General features: G+C 72.6%; 13 protein-coding genes and 2 tRNA genes. 4 read left to right on the top strand and 11 right to left on the bottom strand.

Annotated elements, in window-relative coordinates:
* The first annotated feature begins 56 nt into the window (after nucleotides 1-56).
* Both sigJ and D3105_RS23315 read left to right on the top strand, forming a co-directional pair.
* Nucleotides 57-1,010 (top strand): RNA polymerase sigma factor SigJ, encoded by a 954-nt coding sequence (sigJ, locus tag D3105_RS23320; RefSeq protein WP_118905011.1) that lies wholly within the window; start codon nucleotides 57-59, stop codon nucleotides 1,008-1,010.
* 92 nt (nucleotides 1,011-1,102) lie between these two features.
* A complete protein-coding gene (locus D3105_RS23315) occupies nucleotides 1,103-2,311 on the top strand; it encodes an NAD(P)/FAD-dependent oxidoreductase (protein ID WP_118905013.1) in 1,209 nt (402 codons plus the stop codon).
* Here D3105_RS23315 and D3105_RS23310 read toward each other — a convergent pair.
* The 3 genes from D3105_RS23310 to D3105_RS23300 form a co-directional block, all read right to left on the bottom strand.
* Nucleotides 2,298-2,849, bottom strand: coding sequence for a hypothetical protein (locus tag D3105_RS23310; RefSeq protein WP_118905010.1), 552 nt, complete (start codon nucleotides 2,847-2,849; stop codon nucleotides 2,298-2,300). The genes D3105_RS23315 and D3105_RS23310 overlap by 14 nt on opposite strands.
* A 98-nt stretch (nucleotides 2,850-2,947) precedes the next feature.
* Nucleotides 2,948-3,020, bottom strand: a tRNA-Arg gene (locus tag D3105_RS23305).
* A 210-nt stretch (nucleotides 3,021-3,230) separates the two neighbouring features.
* A tRNA-Ser gene (locus tag D3105_RS23300) sits at nucleotides 3,231-3,321 on the bottom strand.
* A gap of 300 nt (nucleotides 3,322-3,621) precedes the next feature.
* On the opposite strand from D3105_RS23300, the gene D3105_RS23295 reads away from it, so the two are divergent.
* A complete protein-coding gene (locus D3105_RS23295; RefSeq protein ID WP_118905009.1) occupies nucleotides 3,622-4,197 on the top strand; it encodes an SSI family serine proteinase inhibitor in 576 nt (191 codons plus the stop codon).
* Between the two features lie 391 nt (nucleotides 4,198-4,588).
* Entirely contained in the window at nucleotides 4,589-8,788 is a 4,200-nt protein-coding gene (locus D3105_RS23290) for a response regulator (RefSeq protein WP_118905008.1), read from the top strand.
* Nucleotides 8,789-8,881: 93 nt separating this feature from the next.
* On the opposite strand, the gene D3105_RS23285 is transcribed toward D3105_RS23290, so the two are convergent.
* From D3105_RS23285 to D3105_RS23250, 8 genes are all read right to left on the bottom strand, one after another.
* Nucleotides 8,882-10,534 (bottom strand): long-chain fatty acid--CoA ligase, encoded by a 1,653-nt coding sequence (locus D3105_RS23285; RefSeq protein WP_118905007.1) that lies wholly within the window; start codon nucleotides 10,532-10,534, stop codon nucleotides 8,882-8,884.
* 187 nt (nucleotides 10,535-10,721) lie between these two features.
* A complete protein-coding gene (locus D3105_RS23280; RefSeq protein WP_118905006.1) occupies nucleotides 10,722-11,285 on the bottom strand; it encodes a SigE family RNA polymerase sigma factor in 564 nt (187 codons plus the stop codon).
* A 180-nt stretch (nucleotides 11,286-11,465) separates the two neighbouring features.
* Nucleotides 11,466-12,632, bottom strand: a complete 1,167-nt coding sequence (locus D3105_RS23275; protein ID WP_118905005.1) for a lipid-transfer protein — start codon at nucleotides 12,630-12,632, stop codon at nucleotides 11,466-11,468.
* Nucleotides 12,629-13,045 (bottom strand): MaoC family dehydratase, encoded by a 417-nt coding sequence (locus tag D3105_RS23270; RefSeq protein ID WP_118905004.1) that lies wholly within the window; start codon nucleotides 13,043-13,045, stop codon nucleotides 12,629-12,631. The genes D3105_RS23275 and D3105_RS23270 overlap by 4 nt, the downstream gene beginning before the upstream one ends.
* Nucleotides 13,042-14,133, bottom strand: coding sequence for an acyl-CoA dehydrogenase family protein (locus D3105_RS23265; protein ID WP_118905003.1), 1,092 nt, complete (start codon nucleotides 14,131-14,133; stop codon nucleotides 13,042-13,044). The genes D3105_RS23270 and D3105_RS23265 overlap by 4 nt, the downstream gene beginning before the upstream one ends.
* 1 nt (nucleotide 14,134) lies before the next feature.
* Nucleotides 14,135-15,097 (bottom strand): bifunctional MaoC family dehydratase N-terminal/OB-fold nucleic acid binding domain-containing protein, encoded by a 963-nt coding sequence (locus D3105_RS23260; RefSeq protein WP_118905012.1) that lies wholly within the window; start codon nucleotides 15,095-15,097, stop codon nucleotides 14,135-14,137.
* Nucleotides 15,098-15,168: 71 nt separating this feature from the next.
* The gene (locus D3105_RS23255) at nucleotides 15,169-16,332 is read right to left on the bottom strand and encodes an acyl-CoA dehydrogenase family protein (RefSeq protein ID WP_118905002.1); all 1,164 of its coding nucleotides are present in this window, start codon (nucleotides 16,330-16,332) and stop codon (nucleotides 15,169-15,171) included.
* A gap of 226 nt (nucleotides 16,333-16,558) precedes the next feature.
* Nucleotides 16,559-16,873: a hypothetical protein gene (locus D3105_RS23250; protein WP_118905001.1), complete on the bottom strand. Its 315-nt coding sequence runs from the start codon at nucleotides 16,871-16,873 to the stop codon at nucleotides 16,559-16,561.
* Nucleotides 16,874-17,162: the final 289 nt, after the last annotated feature.

Genomic DNA, 17,162 nt, shown 5'->3' with positions numbered 1-17,162 from the left:
CGCCGCGACGAACGGCCGCTCCCGCCTCCGCCCCCCTCCCCGTTAGGATCCGGACCATGGCGCTGACCGGGAACCAGATGGACCAGTTCGAGGCTGCCATGCCCCGCCTCAAGGCCATCGCCTACCGCCTCCTCGGCTCGGCGAGCGATGCCGAGGACGCCGTACAGGACACGTTCCTGCGCTGGCAGGCCGCCGACATCGACCGCATCGAGGTCCCCGAGGCCTGGCTGACGAAGGTCCTCACCAACCTCTGCCTCAACGAGCTCACCTCGGCGCGCGCCCGCCGCGAGACGTACGTGGGCCAGTGGCTGCCGGAGCCGCTGCTCGCCGGAGACCCGATGCTCGGCCCGGCCGACACCGCCGAGCAGCGCGAGTCGGTCTCGTTCGCGGTTCTCGCGCTGATGGAGCGGCTGTCGCCCAACGAGCGGGTGGTGTACGTACTGCGGGAGGCCTTCGGCTACCCGCACCGCAGGATCGCGGAGATCCTGGACATCACGGAGGCGTCCGCCCAGCAGATCCTCCACCGCGCCAAGAAGCACATCGCGGCGGGCCGGACCCGTACCGAGATCGACCAGGCGGCCGCCCGGCGCATCGTCGAGGAGTTCCTCACCGCGGCCACCAGCGGCCGGACCGAACCGCTGGTCCACCTGCTCACCGCGGACGCCATCGCGATCGGCGACGGCGGCGGAAAGGTACCGGCCCGCGCGAAGGCGTTCGAGGGGGCCGCGGCCGTCGCGACGTTCATGCGGAGCCTGTTCACCCCCAACCAGGCCGCGCGCCGCCTCATCGGCGGCACCGCGGAGATCCACGTCTCGTCCGCCAACGGGCTGCCCGCCCTGGTGGTCCTGGTCGACGGCCGGGTCATCGGCGTGGTCTGCCCGGAGTTCACACCGGACGGCATCGCGGCGTTCCGCAGCCAGGTAAACCCCGACAAGCTCGAACGCGCGACGCGGCAGTGGGCGGCCACGGACCACGGAACCCCCCTCCTCACCATCCCGCAGCACATGTGACCCACGTCACATACATCACCTGTCAGGAATCGACGGCCTGCCCGGTTCAAGGGGCGAAACCGTGCGAGACAGGAGTGCAGGACATGCAGAACATGCGGCAGACCATCCAGCAGCACCGCGTCGTCGTCATCGGAGCCGGATACACCGGGGCGAGCGCAGCCGGACGCCTCGCGAGGCGGCTGCGCGGCGAGGACGTCTCCATCACCCTCGTCAACGCCGAACCGGACTTCGTCGAGCGCGTCCGGATGCACCAGCTGGCGGTGGGCCAGACCCTCCGCCCGCGCCCCTTCGACGAGATGTTCGCCGGTACGGGCGTCACGCTGCGCCTCGGGCGGGTGACGGCCGTCGACGTCGACCGCAGGACGGTGACCGTCACCGGCACGGACACCGCCGAGGGACCTCAGGACCTGGAGTACGACACCCTCGTGTACGCCCTCGGCAGCGCCTGGAACACCCAGGGCGTCCCCGGCACCACGGAGCACGCCCACGAGATCGCCGGCCGCGACGGGGCCCTGCGCCTGCGCGACCGCCTGGCAGCCCTCGCCCCCGGCAGCCCCGTGACCGTCGTCGGCGGCGGCCTCACCGGCGTGGAGGCCGCGACGGAACTGGCCGAGACCCGCCCGGACCTCGACGTCTCCCTGATCGCCCGGGGCGGACTGGGCGACTGGCTCTCCCCCAAGGGCGCGCGGCATCTGCGGAAGGTCTTCACCGGTCTCCGGATCACCGCCCACGAGCACACCACCGTCACCGCCGTACACGCCGACCGCGTCACGACCGCCGAGGGCGACATCCCGGCAGCGGTCACCATCTGGACGACGGGCTTCGCGGTGCACCCGATCGCCCGTGCCACGACCCTGGAGACCGGCGACACGGGCCAGATCACGGTCGACGCCACGATGCGTTCGCTCTCCCACCCGGACGTGTACGCCATCGGCGACGCGGCTCTGGTGGCCGGCCCCGGCGACAAGCCGCTGCGCATGTCGTGCGCCTCGGGCGTCCCCACCGCCTGGCAGGCCGCCGACGCCATCGCGGCCCGCCTCACGGACACCAAGCTCCCGACGATCTCGGCCCGCTACTTCAACCAGTGCATCTCGCTGGGCCGCAAGGAGGGCCTGATCCAGTACGTCACCGCCGACGACCGAGCGGTCGGCGCAGCCCTGACCGGCCGCCCGGCCGCCCTCTACAAGGAGTTGGTCTGCAAGGCCGCGGCCTGGGGCGTGGCCAACCCCACGATGGGCCTGCCGACCCGCCGCCGCCGGGTGACGGCGGAGCGGGCACGGGTGACCGCTACAGCCGCTTGAGGTTCCGGCCCAGGATCGCCCTGAGCCGCTCCACGTCCTCAGGGCCCTGGGCGCCCCTCTTCGGCAACACGGCGACTCCGGCCGAACTCTCCCCGCCGAGCAGTACGAAGAGACGGGCGGTCTCCAGATACTCCCGGTGCACCGCCCAGTCGACGGTGAAGGACACCCGCTCACCAGTGCTGACCGCCCCGTGCTCATCGGCCACCATGCGGCACCGCCCGTAGGGCTCAACGATGCTGAACATCCTGCGGGCCTGGGTGCGCAGTGATCGCAGGGTGCCCCAGGACACGAAGGCCGCACAGACCACCAGCGCGAGGATCAGTACGGGCGCCGACAGACCGAAGACCACCCCGAAGACCGCAAGAACTACGACAGACACCACCGGCACCGCGAACGCCTGGAACCGCCCCGCCCCTGTCCGCAACGCCCAAGCGCGAAGTGCTTCTTCGAAGTCGCCGACCGTCGGCTTGTAGACGAACTCCACGCCCTCTGCCCGATCCGTGTCCGCCGCGACCGCGTCCCCGTCACTGGTCTCCATGGGCGAGGATCCTACCGAGGGACGGCGAACGGCCACGCCGCTGCCCCGCACCCGAAACGCCAGAGGCCCCGGATTTCTCCGGGGCCTCTGGCCTGCTGTGCACTCGGCAGGATTCGAACCTGCAACCTTCTGATCCGTAGTCAGATGCTCTATCCGTTAAGCTACGAGTGCTTGGCGTTCCGGGCTTTTTCTTCCCGGTCGGCGTTGCGAGAACAACATTACATGACCTGCGCCGTGACGCGAAATCCATTAGCCGCACCATCGCTGAGCTGCGGAAACGACCTCCGGCGAGCCATCCCGACGCGGCTGCGACACCCCCTCCACGCCTCGCCCCGGAACGACCGAAGCCCCGTGCCAGGGGCACGGGGCTTCGGGATGGAGCGGAGGCGGAGGGATTTGAACCCTCGATGGGCTTTAAGACCCAAACCGCATTAGCAGTGCGGCGCCATAGACCGGACTAGGCGACGCCTCCTCCACACTCCTCGCGCGGACGCGAGTGGTGCGTGCAGATGATGACACAGTCGAGCGTCGTGCCACCAATCGCCGTCAACGTTACTAGGCCTCCGGGGGGCAGGGCAAAGCAGTTCGGCGTGGTGGCGCAACGTCCGGGCGCGGTGCGCGTTAGAGAGGGGTGGGGGCCTCGGGTCTCCGTCAGTCGTCCAGTCGTCGTCGCACGTTCGTCGTCCGTCAGCGGGGCGCCGGGGCGGGTCCGTGATCCATCCGTGACCGCCGCCCGCGGCCGACCCCGCTGCAGAGATCCTGGAGCTTTCGCATGCTGCGCCGTCTCGCCCTCACCGCCGTCGTCCCGCTCGCCGTCCTCGCCACCGCCGTGCCGGCATCCACCGCCACCGCCTCCGGGGCCGCGTCCTCCGGGCCGGTGCCCTCGGCAGCGCCGACCTCCGGGCCGTTCGCCGCCGCCCGGCCCGCCCTCGGCCCGCTGCCCATGCCCCTCCCGCTGCCCGGGTTCCTGGACGACGGACAGGGGACGGGGCCCGGTGAGGCCGACGAGGCGCGGACGCGGCTCACCGTGAGCGTGGAGAACACCGGGGTCCCCGGGGCCGACGGCACCTTCGAGCTGGAGTGCGGGCCCACCGGGGGCACCCACCCGGAGGGTCAGGCCGCCTGTGACCGGCTGGCGGAGGCCGGGGCCACCCGGGCCGGGCGGCAGGAGCTGTTCCGGGAGACCCCCGAGGGCACGATGTGCACGATGATCCACGGCGGCGACGCCTTCGCGCGCATCGTGGGCACCTGGGAGGGCCGGGCCGTGGACACCACCGCCAGCCGCCGCGACGGATGCGAGATCGCGCGCTGGAACAGCCTCGTGCCGGTGCTCCCGGATGTCCGGTAGCCCGATGCCCGGTCAGCCCGTCGGCGGTCGGCCCCGCGGCAGTCAGCCCGTTGAGGGTCAGCCCCTCGGCCGCCCATCCGCCGCCGACTCGTCGTCCGCGTGAAGACGACGGCGTAAAGACGTTCGCACCGTTGAAGGGCCGCAGGGCGTTCCCGGGGCCCGGCAGAAACCGTCGGGCCCCGCGTCCGCGCACGTCACAGGGTGTGCGGGCGCTCACGGCTTGGGCCCCTGGCGTACACCGCGCGCACAGAACCTTGGTGAGAGCTCCCCCTCATCCGCCGCCGCCGGGGCCTCCCCTGGCCTTAGACTCCTCCAGTGACAGTCTGCGGCCCGAGGGGCAAGATGGGGCCCGCTGTCGGCAAGGTGCGGTAATCAGGGAGGAAGCGTCGTCGTGAGCAGCAGGCCATCCCGAGGCACTGCTCGCCTCGCAGCCATACTCGATGCCCTTCCTGACGGGCTTCTGCTCGTCAATTGCAATGGCACGGTCGTCAACGCCAACGCCATCGCCCTCGAGATGTTCGAGACCCCGGGCACCGCGCTCGTCGGTCGCGGACTGCTGGATCTGCTGCCGGAGTTCGACTCGAAGCTGATCCCGGGGTCGATGCGACGGCCCGAGGCTGCGGACGAGCAGGGCAGGACCAAGCCCACGCGGATGACCGCGCGGCGCACCGACGGCCACGAGTATCCGGTCGAGGTCACCAGCGCGAGCCTGGACAGCGGACAGGCCGCGTACAACGACATCCACTCCAGCTACACCGGCGACGAGCTCCTCATGCTCGTCGTACGGGATCTCTCCGGCACCGTCGACACCGAGGCCGAGCTGGCCCGTTCGCAGCGGCAGACCGAGATGATCCTGCGGGCCGCGTCCGAAGGCGTCGTCGGTACGGACACCGACGGGCGCGTCGTCCTCGTCAACCCCGCCGCCGCGCAGATCCTCGGCTTCCGGGCCAGCGACCTCGGCGGCCAGGAGCTGCACCCGCTGATCCTGCACTCGCGGGCGGAGGGCGAGCCGTTCCCGTACGAGGACTCCCCCCTCGCCGACACCCTCAAGTCCGGGCGCAAGCACCGGGTGCGCGGGCAGGTGCTGTGGTCCAAGAGCGGCGACCGGGTGCCGGTGGACCTGACGACCGCGCCGGTACGCGACGGGGACCAGCTCGTCGGCGCGGTGATGACGTTCACCGACCGCCGGCCGTACGAGGAGCTGTCCGCCCAGCACAAGAACGTCGTCGCCGAGCTGACCACGAGCCACTCCGCCGAGGTCACCGCGCTCAAGGAAGCGCACGCCAAGGAGCTGGAAACGCTGAAGGAGGCGCACGCCGCCGAGCTCGCCGACCGCAGCGAGCGGTACGCCGCCGAGATCGAGGGACAGGCCGAGCTGCTCGCCTCCCTGAGCGCCCAGCACGCCCAGCTCACCGCCGTCCTCGGCGGTTCGCTGCGCGGGCCCCTGGAGGAGCTGCGCGGCGAGCTGTCCACGCTCGCCTCCGACCCGGCCGGTCAGCTGTGGCCCGAGGCCAACCAGATCCTGCACCACCTCGCCGCCGGGTACGCCCGGATGACCACGCTCGTCGACAACGTCCTGGGCTACCAGCGCCTGGACGCGGGGGTGGAGGGGCTGAACAAGGCCCCCGCCCTGATCGAGGGGATCGTGAAGGGCGGCATCGACGGGGCGGTCGAGCTGATCGGCCCCGGGCGCGCCCAGTTCGCCGTGCACGCCCCGCCGATCGAGGCCGAGGTCGACGCGCGCCGGCTCGCGACCGCCATCGCCCATCTCGTCGCGGACGTCTGCGGTGTCGACTCGACCGGCAAGACCCGGGCCGTCCCCGGGGGCGGCTACGTCGACTCCACCGTGGTCGTGGCCGCCGCCCAGCGCGGCGACGTCGTCCGCATCGAGGTGCGCGGACCGTTCGCCGGGGGCGACCCGGTGCACGAGCCGATCGTCCGCGGCATCGTCCAGGCCCACGGCGGGGTCCTCCAGACCCACGAGATGCCCGGCATGAGCGGCAGCGCGTACGTCCTCGACGTGCCCATCGGCGCGGCGTCCGGCACCATCGCTCCCCCGGAGCCCGACGCGAACGGCCGGGCGCCGGAGCCCGCCGCCCCGATGTCCTCGTCGTCGCCGGAAGGCGTCGGAGCGCCGGGCGTCACCAGCGGCGGCCGGCGCCGCGCACGCAGGTCCTCCACCGACGCGTTCCTGGACAGCCCGGTCGGTACGCCGGAGAGCGCGGGTGACGGCACACCGGCCGAGGCCACTCCTCCTGCCGCCGACAACCGGCCCGTTGCCGAGCCGACCGGGCGGCGACGGGCGCGCCGTGGACCCGCCGCGCCCGAGGAGCAGCAGGCCCCGGAGCTGATCCCGGCCCAGCAGGGCGAGGGCTCCGGGCGGCGGCGCGGCCGTCCCAGCCCCGCCGAAGCGGCCCTGGACACCGTTCCTGCGGCGGACGCCGGCAGCGCCGTGCGGGAACAGCAGCCGCAGCGCCAGGCCCTGGCCCTGACCTCCGCCCCGTCCGGGGTCCCCGCGCCCTCGGAGGGCGCGGTGGTCACCGCGGCCGAGAACGCCCAGGGCGGCGGCCGTCCGCAGCTCGGGCCGACCGTGCCGCCCCAGGGTGTCCCGGTGGACCCGCACCAGCCCGTTCCGCCCACCGGACGGCGAGCCCGCCGCGACGCCGAGCCCGCCGCCCTCCCCGCCCTGGCGTCAGGCAACGGCGGCAACGGCGGCAACGGCGGACACCCTGACCCGGCCCAGCAGCCGGGTGGCCGGCGGGCCCGGCGTGCGCTGGCCGCCGCCCAGGAGCGCACCGCGGCGGACGCCGGTCCGCGTACCGCCTTCGCCCTGCCGCCCGCGGACGCGGACCGGGCACCGGTAACCCCCGACGCCCCGGTGGGCCCCGTCGCTCCGGTGGGCCCCGCGGACGACGCGAGCGCCCACCACGCGCGCACCGCGCCGGAGGCCGGCCACACCCCGCCGCAGGCGCACCCCGTCGGCCCGGCGCACCACCTCCCGCAGACGGACGCGACCTCCGGGCAGGGCATTCCCGGACAGGGCATTCCCGGGCAGGGCGTCCCCGGGCAGAGCGTCTCCGCGGCGGATACGTCCGGGAACGGCCTCCCGCAGGGTCCGGCAGCAGGTCAGGGTCCGGAGACCGGCTCCTGGCGCGACAGCGGGCACAGCGGGCAGACCGCGCACGCCACCGGCGTCGCCGCCGTCACCGGTCCCGGGGCGCACCCGGCCGACGGTGACCCGGGCGTTCCGGCCCAGGACGCGCGGCGGCAGCCGCTGCCCGCCGAGGAGCCGATGCCGGAGGGCGCGAACCCCGACTCGACGCAGGGGAGGGCCTTCAGCGTGCGCACGCTGGGCCAGGGCGTGCCGTTCGCCCAGCACCTCGCGCATCAGCAGAACCAGCCGCACCAGAGTCTCGGCGGGGCCGGCCGGCGTCGCAAGCTCGCCGCACCGCCCGAGGGCGACCGCACCCCGGCCCGGGCCCCCGGCAACCAGACCGCACCCCAGCAGGACCGCCGGGCCGCTCAACCGACGAGCCCGACGCCGACGAACGCGCCCACGCCCCCGCCCGGGCCGCAGCAGAACCAGCCCCCGGCCCCGCCTCACGGTCCGGCGCACGAGCACGCCCAGCCGGGCCAGCTCGGACAGCCGGGCCAGCCGGGCCAGCCGGGCCAGCTGGGTCACACGGGTGGCGGGCCCGGCGTCGCCTACGGCGAGGGGCAGCTGCTCGCGCCGCCGGTCGCGGAGGGGCGTGCGTACGCCATAGGGGCGCCCGACGAGGGCGCGGAGGGTCCCGAGCCGCTGGACGGGCCCGGGGGCGCGGTCGAGGTCGCCAACCGGCCGCACCCGCACCCGGTCGACGACGAGCTGCCGCCCGAGCCGCTGGACAACCCGCGCCGGCTGCTGGTCTGGCCTGCCCCCGACGTACCGACCCAGCAGGCGCTGAGCGACCGGGGCTACCGTCCCGTGATCGTGAACTCCCGCGAGGAGGTCGACGCCCAGATCGCCGCGTTCCCCGCGGCGCTCTTCGTCGACCCGCTGACCGGTCCCATCACCCGTACCGCGTTGCAGTCGCTGCGCCAGGCGGCCGTCGCGGCCGAGGTCCCGGTGCTGGTCACCGCAGGTCTCGGGCAGGCGACCCGGGAAGCGGCGTACGGGGCGGACCCGGCCGTCCTCCTCAAGGCGCTGGCTCCGCGCGACAGCGAACAGCACCCCTCGCGGGTGCTCCTGATCGAGGAGCACGAGGAGATCGCGGTGGCGCTGACGCAGACCCTGGAGCGACGCGGGATGCAGGTGGCGCGCGCCGCGACGGACAGCGAGGCCGTGGATCTGGCGGGCCGGATGCGGCCGAACCTCGTGGTGATGGACCTGATGCAGGTACGCCGTCGGCGCGCCGGGATCGTCGACTGGCTGCGGGCCAACGGACAGCTGAACCGCACCCCGCTGGTCGTCTACACCTCGGCCGGGATGGACCAGGCGGAGCTGCCACGGCTCGGATCGGGTGAAACCGTTCTCTTCCTGGCGGAACGGTCGACCAGCGACGAGGTCCAGTCGCGGATCGTCGACCTGCTGGCCAAGATCGGCACCAACTGACCGTCTGCAGAAAAGCAGAACAGGGCGGGGCCGGTACGGGATTCCGTACCGCCCCCGCCCTGTTTCACGTGAAACCAGAGGCGGAACCGGGGCTCAGAGCTGGGTGACGTCCAGCTCGCCCTCCGCGTACTGCTTGCGGATCACCTTCTTGTCGAACTTGCCCACGCTCGTCTTCGGCACGGCGGGGATCACCGACCAGCGCTCCGGCAGCTGCCACTTCGCGATGCCCGACTCGGCGAGGAACGCCTTCAGCGCCTCGTAGTCGACGTCGGCGGCGCCCTCCTTGAGGACGACGGTCGCGAGCGGCCGCTCGCCCCACTTCTCGTCGGGTACGGCGACGACGGCCGCCTCCGCGACGTCCGGGTGGGCCATCAGCGCGTTCTCCAGCTCGACACTGGAGATCCACTCGCCGCCCGACTTGATGACGTCCTTGGCCCGGTCGGTGAGGGTGAGGAAGCCGTCGGTGCTGATCACGCCGACGTCGCCGGTCTTCAGCCAGCCGTCCTCGCTGAACTTGTCCTCGGGGCGCAGGTGCTCGCCGTCGGACCCGCCGTAGTAGGCGGCGGCGATCCAGGGGCCCCGGACCTCCAGCTCACCGGCCGACTCGCCGTCCCACGGGAGGTGCTCGCCGCCGGGGCCGACCAGCCGCGCCTCGACCCCGGCGGGGAAGCGGCCCTGGGTGACCCGGTACGGCCACTGCTCCTCGTCGCTCAGCCCGGCGGGCGGGTGGGCCATGGTGCCCAGCGGCGAGGTCTCCGTCATGCCCCAGGCGTGGCAGAGCCGGACGCCGAGCTTGTCGTACGCCTCCATCAGCGAGGGCGGGCAGGCCGCGCCGCCGATGGTCACGTTGGCCATGGAGGTGAGGTCGCGCGGGTTGGCGGTGACCTCGGCGAGCAGGCCCTGCCAGATGGTGGGGACCGCGGCCGCGTGCGTGGGGCGCTCGCGCTCGATCATGTCGGCGAGCGGGGCGGGCTGGAGGAAGCGGTCCGGCATCAGCATGTTGACGCCGCTCATGAACGTGGCGTGCGGCAGACCCCAGGCGTTCACATGGAACTGGGGCACGACGACGAGGGTGGTGTCCTTGTCGGTCAGCCCCATCGACTCGGTCATGTTGACCTGCATCGAGTGCAGGTAGATCGACCGGTGCGAGTAGACGACGCCCTTGGGGTCGCCCGTGGTGCCGGAGGTGTAACACATGGCGGCTGCCTGGCGTTCGTCCAGCTCGGGCCAGTCGAACGTGGTGGAGCGGCCCGCGATCAGCTCCTCGTACTCGTGCACGCGGGGCGTGATCCCGGCGAGGGCGGAGCGGTCGCCGGGGCCGGCCACGACGACGTGCTCGATGCTCGGCAGGTGGGGCAGCAGCGGTACGAGGAGCGGCAGCAGCGAACCGTTGACGATCACCGCCTTGTCGTCCGCGTGGTTGACGATCCAGGCGAGCTGCTCCGGCGGCAGTCGGAGGTTGAGGGTGTGGAGCACCGCGCCCATGGAGGGGATGGCGAGGTAGGCCTCGACATGCTCCGCGTTGTTCCACATGAGCGTGGCGACCCGCTGGTCGCCGTCGATGCCCAGCTCGTCGCGGAGCGCGTTGGCCAGCTGGGTGGCGCGGGCGCCGATCTCGGCGAAGGTACGGCGGTGCGGCTCGGGTTCGCCGGTCCAGGTCGTGACCTGCGACTTCCCGTGAATCGTCATCCCGTGGTGCAGGATGCGGGTGACAGTCAGCGGTACGTCCTGCATGGTGCTCAGCACGGCGTCCTCCCGGTGGGCGCTACGCGGCAGTAGGGTTGCGCTGATTCTGCGCACATACCACGCGGTATGTCACTACTCGCGGGAAAAAATTCCTGACCGGGGCCTTGCGGGAGACTTTTCCGTGATCGTGAAACCGGCGGGCCGACGTCACCGGGTCAGAGGTGGAGACGGTGTCAGCGGAATCGCGTCAGCGGACCGGTGTCAGCTCCGGGTCCTCGCGGAGCTTGCCGAGGGCGCGGGAGACGGCGCTCTTGACCGTACCGATCGACACGCCGAGGACCTCCGCCGTCTGGGCCTCGCTCAGGTCCTCGTAATAGCGCAGGACGACCATCGCGCGCTGGCGGTCCGGGAGCCTGAGCACCGCCCGCCACATCGCGTCGTGCAGCGACTGCTGTTCGGCCGGGTCCGGCGTCGGAGAGGTCTCGCGCTCGGGCAGCTCCTCGCAGGCGAACTCGTCGACCTTGCGCTTGCGCCACTGCGAGGTGCGGGTGTTCAGCAGGGCCCGCCGGACATAGCCGTCCAGCGCCCGGTGGTCCTCGATCCGCTCCCACGCGACGTACGTCTTGGCGAGCGCGGTCTGCAGCAGGTCCTCCGCATCGCACGGGTTCGCGGTGAGCGAGCGCGCGGTACGCAGCAGGACCGGCCCCCGGGCCCGTACGTACGAGGAGAACGACGCGTAGGGCGTGTGGGGGTGGTGTCCGGCGGTGGCGGAGGCCGCCCTGGAGGCGCCCGTGCAGACTGGCGTGGTCATGTACTCAACGCTAGGAGCGGGCGCCGCCGAGGGGATCGGCCCCAGGTCCCGAAGCACTGTCCGCCTCAGGTTGTAGGGGGCGTCCACTCTGAACCTCCTGAAGGTGGACGGGTCTTTCCCCCTCCGTCAGGGTCCACCCCCGAGAGCCCCCGGGAGCCCCCCGCGCCCGGGCGGCTCCGCTCAGCCGTCCGCACCGAGCACCAGGCCCGAGGTCGGGACCCCCGTACCGGCCGTGACCAGGGATGTCGCCGCCCTCGCCACCTGGTTCACCGAGGTGCCCCGGATCTGCCGGACGGCCTCCGCGATGCCGTTCATCCCATGGAGGTACGCCTCCCCCAGCTGACCCCCATGGGTGTTCAGGGGCAGGGCGTCCGCCGCGACGAAGTCGCCCGCCTCCCCCGGCCCGCAGAAGCCGAACTCCTCCAGCTGCATCAGGACGAACGGGGTGAAATGGTCATAGAGGATGCCCACATCGATGTCGGCCGGGGACAGCCCGGAGGTGCGCCAGAGCTGCCGGGCGACGACGGCGGTCTCCGGCAGGCCGGTGAGCCCGTCCCGGTAGAAGCTCGTCATCTGCTCCTGCGACCGGCCCGCCCCCTGCGCCGCCGCGATGACGACCGCGGGCGGCCGGGGCAGATCGCGGGCCCGCTCGACGCTGGTGACGACGAGGGCCTGACCGCCGTCCGTCTCCTGGCAGCAGTCCAGCAGCCGCAGCGGCTCCACGATCCAGCGGGACGCGGCGTGGTCGGCGAGCGTGATCGGCTTCCCGTGGAAGTACGCCGCCGGGTTCCGCGCCGCGTGCCGCCGGTCGACCACCGCCACGTGCCCGAAGACCTCCGGGTCGAGGCCGTAGGTGTGCAGGTAGCGCTGGGCCGCCATCGCCACCCAGGAGGCGGGGGTGAGCAGCCCGTACGGCAGGTTCCAGCCGAGCGCCGCGCCCTCGGCGGTGGGCTCGCGCCGCTGGACGCCGGAGCCGAAGCGGCGGCCGGAGCGTTCGTTGAAGGCCCGGTAGCAGACGACGACGTCCGCGAGGCCGCTCGCCACCGCCAGGGCGGCCTGCTGCACGGTGGCGCAGGCCGCGCCGCCGCCGTAGTGGATCCGGGAGAAGAACGACAGCTCGCCGATCCCGGCCGCCTGGGCGACGGTGATCTCGGGGCTGGTGTCCATGGTGAAGGTGACGAGCCCGTCCACGTCGGCGGGGGTGAGGCCGGCGTCGTCGAGGGCGGCGCGGACGGCCTCGACGGCCAGCTTCAGTTCGCTGCGGCCGGAGTCCTTGGAGAACTCGGTGGCCCCGATGCCGACGATCGCGGCCTTCCCGCCGAGCGAGTCGGCTCTGCGGATGCTCATGCTCCGGACCTCTTCGGGCTCGGGCCGGGGAGGGCGACGGTGACCGTGCCGGTGACGTGGCGGCCGATGCCGTTGTCACCGATGACCTGGACGACCGCTTCGTTGGCCACCTCCGTGATCCGCCCGGTCAGCCGCAGTACATCGCCCGGACAGTTGGGCGCGCCGAGCCGGATCGCGACCTTGCGGAGGGCGGCGGTGGGCCCGAAGTGGTCGGTGATGTAGCGGCCGACGAGCCCGTTGGTGGTGAGGATGTTCATGAAGATGTCCGGGGAGCCCTTCTCCCGGGCCAGCTCCGCGTCGTGGTGGACGTCCTGGTAGTCGCGCGAGGCGATGGCCCCGGCGACGATCAGGGTCCGGGTCACCGGGATCTCCAGGGGCGGCAGCTCGTCGCCGACCCGGTACGTCCGCGTCATGACGCATCCCCCTGAGCACCGTCCGCCAGCAACAGCCCCAACTCCTCAAGGACTTCACTGCCGCAGCCGAGGTACGCGTCGAGCTGGCGGCCCCAGAGGAAGTGCCGGTGGACCGGATGGTCGAGGTCGGCCCCGGTGCCGCCGTGCAGATGCTGGCCCGTGTGGACGACCCGCTTGCCCGCCTCCGCGGCCCACCAGGCGGCGGTCAACGCCTGGGTTTCACATGCTCGTTGCTCGTCGTGGCGCCAGGCGGCCTCGTACGCGGTGACGCGGATCGCCTCGGTGTCCATGTGGGCGTCGGCGGCGCGGATCAGGACGCCCTGGTTGGTGGAGAGCGGACGCCCGAACTGCTCGCGGGTGACGGTGTGATGGACCGCCCGGGCCAGCGCGCCCGCGCACACCCCGGCCTGGAGTCCGGCGAAGGCGGTACGGGCGGTGGCGAGGACGGCCGCGTACGCCCCCGGCTGCCCGTTCCCCAGCCGGACACCCCGTACGCCGTCGAGAACCAGCCGCCCCGCGGACCAGGGCGCGGTCGTCTCGACGGGTTCGACGGTGACGCCCGCCGCGCACGCCTCAGCGCCCACCGCGGACGCCTCAGCACCTGACGCGCGCGCCTCCACGATCCACAGGGCCAGGTCCGCGTCCGCCACCAGCACATGGGTGGCCTCGCGCAGCCACGGAACCCAGGGCACGGCCCCGTACAGCGCACCGTCCTCCGTGCTGTGTACGCCGCCCCGCGCCGGGAACGCGCCCGTCGCCACCGCCGTACCGTCGCGCAGAGCCGGCAGCAGGCGCTCCCGCTGTTCCGCCGTACCGTGCTCGGCGACCGCGAGCAGCCCGTACACACAGGTCGCCGCGAACGGAACCTGGGCGGTGGTCCGGCCCTGCTCCTCCAGGAGGAGGACGAGCCCGAGCAGCCCGATGTCCTCGACGGCGGCGGGCAGCCCCACCGCGCACAGCTCCTTCCACAGCTCGGCGTCCGTGCCCGTACCGGCCGCCGTCAGCCGCTCGTGCGTGGACAGGTCGCCGAAGATCCGCGCGGCCAGTCCCCGCGCTGCGGACTGCTCCTCGCTCGGGGTGAAGTCCATCTCAACCGCCTTCGCTCGCCCGGAAGACCGGCAGTTCGAGGTCGGGGTCCGTCACGAGGAACTCCAGGTGTACGGGCATGCCGACGCGGACCTTGTCGTACGGCACACCGATGACGTTGCTGACGATGCGGACGCCCTCGGCCAGCTCGACCAGCGCGACGGCGTACGGCCCGCCCTCGCCGTCCGGGGCGAAGGCGGGGAACGACGGGTGATGCATGACGACATGGCTGAATACCCTGCCCTCCCCGCCCGCCTCGACCGTGTCCCACTCCGCGCCGCCGCAGGCGTTGCAGCCGGGCAGCCAGGGGAGGCGGAGGGTCGCGCAGTCGGTGCAGCGCTGGATGAGGAGGCGGTGTTCGGCTACCCCGGCCCAGAACCCGGCGTTGTCGCGATTGATCACGGGCCGGGGGCGGCGCGCCGGCTCGGAGGCCTTGTTCCGTTGCGCGGGGCGGTACTTGAGGATGCGGAAGCGGTGCGTCCCGGCGCGTTCGCCGTCGGCGTGCACGTCCGTACGGGTGGTGACGAAGTAGCCGGTGCCGAGCTTGGTCGTCTTGCGCGGGGAGACGGACTCGATGACCGTGTCGAAGGCGATCCGGTCGCCGGGGCGGAGCGGCCGCAGGTACTCCTGCTCGCAGTCGGTCGCGACGACGGAGGTGTACCCGGCGCCGTCGAGCAGCGCGAACATCTCGTCGTACGCGGCGGAGCGACCCGTGCCGTCCGTGTGCCCGGAGAGCCCACCCATCGTCCAGGCCTGGAGCATCGTCGGCGGGGCGACGGCGTCCGGGCCCCGGTAGGCGGGCGAGGTGTCGCCCATCGCCTCGCACCAGTGCCGGATCATCGGCTCGTTGACAAGGTCCTTGCCCCGCCCGGCGGTGGCGGCGGCACGGCCTTCGTAGGCGCGGAGCTGGGCGTACAGCTCATCGCCCCCGGCGCTTTCGGCCTCCGGCCGTGGGCCCCCGGCCATGCGGCGTGGGGGTCCGGCCTCCGGCCGGTGGGTCTCGACGGCCGGCCGTGGGGCGTCGGCGCCCGTCCCGGTCATCGCTTGCTCCGGATCATCCCGAGCCCGGCCGTCGCGACGATCTCGCGCTGCACCTCGCCGACGCCGCCCCCGAAGGTGTTGATCTGGGCCGCCCGGTTCATCCGCTCCAGCTCACCGCCCGGCCCGAAACAGCCCGAGGACCCGCCCCTGAGCAGGGCGGTCTCGCCGACGGCCTCCTGGCACATCCGGTAGACCTCGACCGCGCTCTCCGTCCCCGCGAACTTCACCCCGCTGGCCTCGCCGGGGGCTGGTGCGCCGGCGCCGACGGCGTCGACCAGGCGCCAGTTCAGCAGGCGCGTCGCCGCCAGCCGGGCGTACGCCTCCGCGAGCCGGGCACGCACCCACGGTTCGTCGATCCGGCGGCGCCCGGTCGCGGGGTCGGGGGTGCGGGCGTGGGCGAGGGCCTCCTCGTAGAAGTCCTCGGCCTGCATGCCGATCGCGGCCAGCGCGACGCGTTCGTGGTTGAGCTGGCTGGTGATGAGCTTCCAGCCGCCGTTCTCCTCGCCGACGAGGTTCGTGGCCGGGACGCGTACACCGTCGTAGTAGGTGGCGGTGGTGGTGACCCCGCCCACGGTGGGGATCGGCGTCCAGGAGAAGCCGGGGGAGTCCGTGGGAACGAGGATGATCGAGATGCCGCGGTGCTTGGGGGCCTCGGGGTCCGTACGGCAGGCGAGCCAGATCCAGTCCGCCTGCTGGGCGTTGCTGGTGAAGATCTTCTGGCCGTCGATCACCCAGTCGTCGCCGTCCCGCACGGCACGGGTCCGCAGGGCCGCCAGGTCCGTACCGGCCTCGGGCTCGCTGTAGCCGATCGCGAAGACGAGGTCGCCGCCGAGGATGCGGGGCAGAAAGTACGCCTTCTGGTCCTCGGTGCCGTACGCCATCAGGGTCGGGCCGACGGTGTTGAGCGTGACCATGGAGACGGGGGCGCCGGCCCGATACGCCTCGTCGAAGAAGACGAACTGCTCGTCGGGGCCGCGGCCCTGCCCGCCGTACTCCTCGGGCCAGCCGAGCCCGAGGAGCCCGTCGGCGCCGATCCGCCGGAGCAGCCGACGCTGCTTCCGCTCGCTCTCCGGTACGGCCTCGTCGTGCATCAACGTACGGAAATACGAACGGAGTTCGGTACGGAGTCGCTGCTGGCGTTCCGTAGGAGCGAGATGCACGGAGGGGCCTCCAGAGCTGCGGACAGGTCAGATGCCGGAGCGCAGCCGACCGACGCCCCGGCGGTCAGCGCTCGATCAATGTTTCTGACTGTCCGTCAGATACTGACCCCTGTCAAGACGCGGACAGCCCGCACGAGGGCACCGAAGTGCCTCCGTGCGGGCTGCCGTTCAGTACGCCGGAACCCACCCCCCGGGAGGTCCCGACGACCGTTTCACCGCGGAACGGTCACCAGAAGAACGGCGTGAAGTTCACCGCGACGCTGTGGTCCGACTGGTCGATCGGCACAAAGGCCGAGTTGCTCACCTGGGCGGACGTGTTCTGGTTCGACGCACCGGCGCCTACGGCCTGCTGCTGGGTCGTGGACGAGTTGCCGGAGTTGTCGCCGCCGACACCGCTGCCGCCGATCGTCGCCACGGCCGCGTTCGATCCGTCGTTCGCGAAGGAGCCGTTGTCCGCCACGGCGACCCCGCCGCAGAGCGCGACGGTCAGGGGCAGAGCGGCGACGGCGGTGAGAACGCGAGCGGTACGGATACTTGCCATGTCATTTCCTCCAGAAACGGAACTGCGGCTTCATCTTCGGCTGTTCCCGGGGGAGTCGGCCGACCACCCCGGTGCTGATCACAACGTCGCGAGACCAGAGTTGCCCACCACATCCCCGGCGAATCCCTCACGACCTCCCGATTCCCTCTCACGTATGACGAAGAGCGGATAAACCTCCCGAGCCGCGGAAAAGTCCAGGTCAGCGGGGCGATAGGGGCGACCCGTCGGCGCGCCGCAGAAGAAGCGTTCCGCCACCCACCCGCCCCGGCCACCCCGAGCTCGCCCCGGC

This window comes from Streptomyces globisporus (genome assembly GCF_003501885.1).
Classification (GTDB): Bacteria; Actinomycetota; Actinomycetes; order Streptomycetales; family Streptomycetaceae; genus Streptomyces; species Streptomyces globisporus_D.
This window is presented reverse-complemented; position numbering and strand designations above follow the sequence as displayed.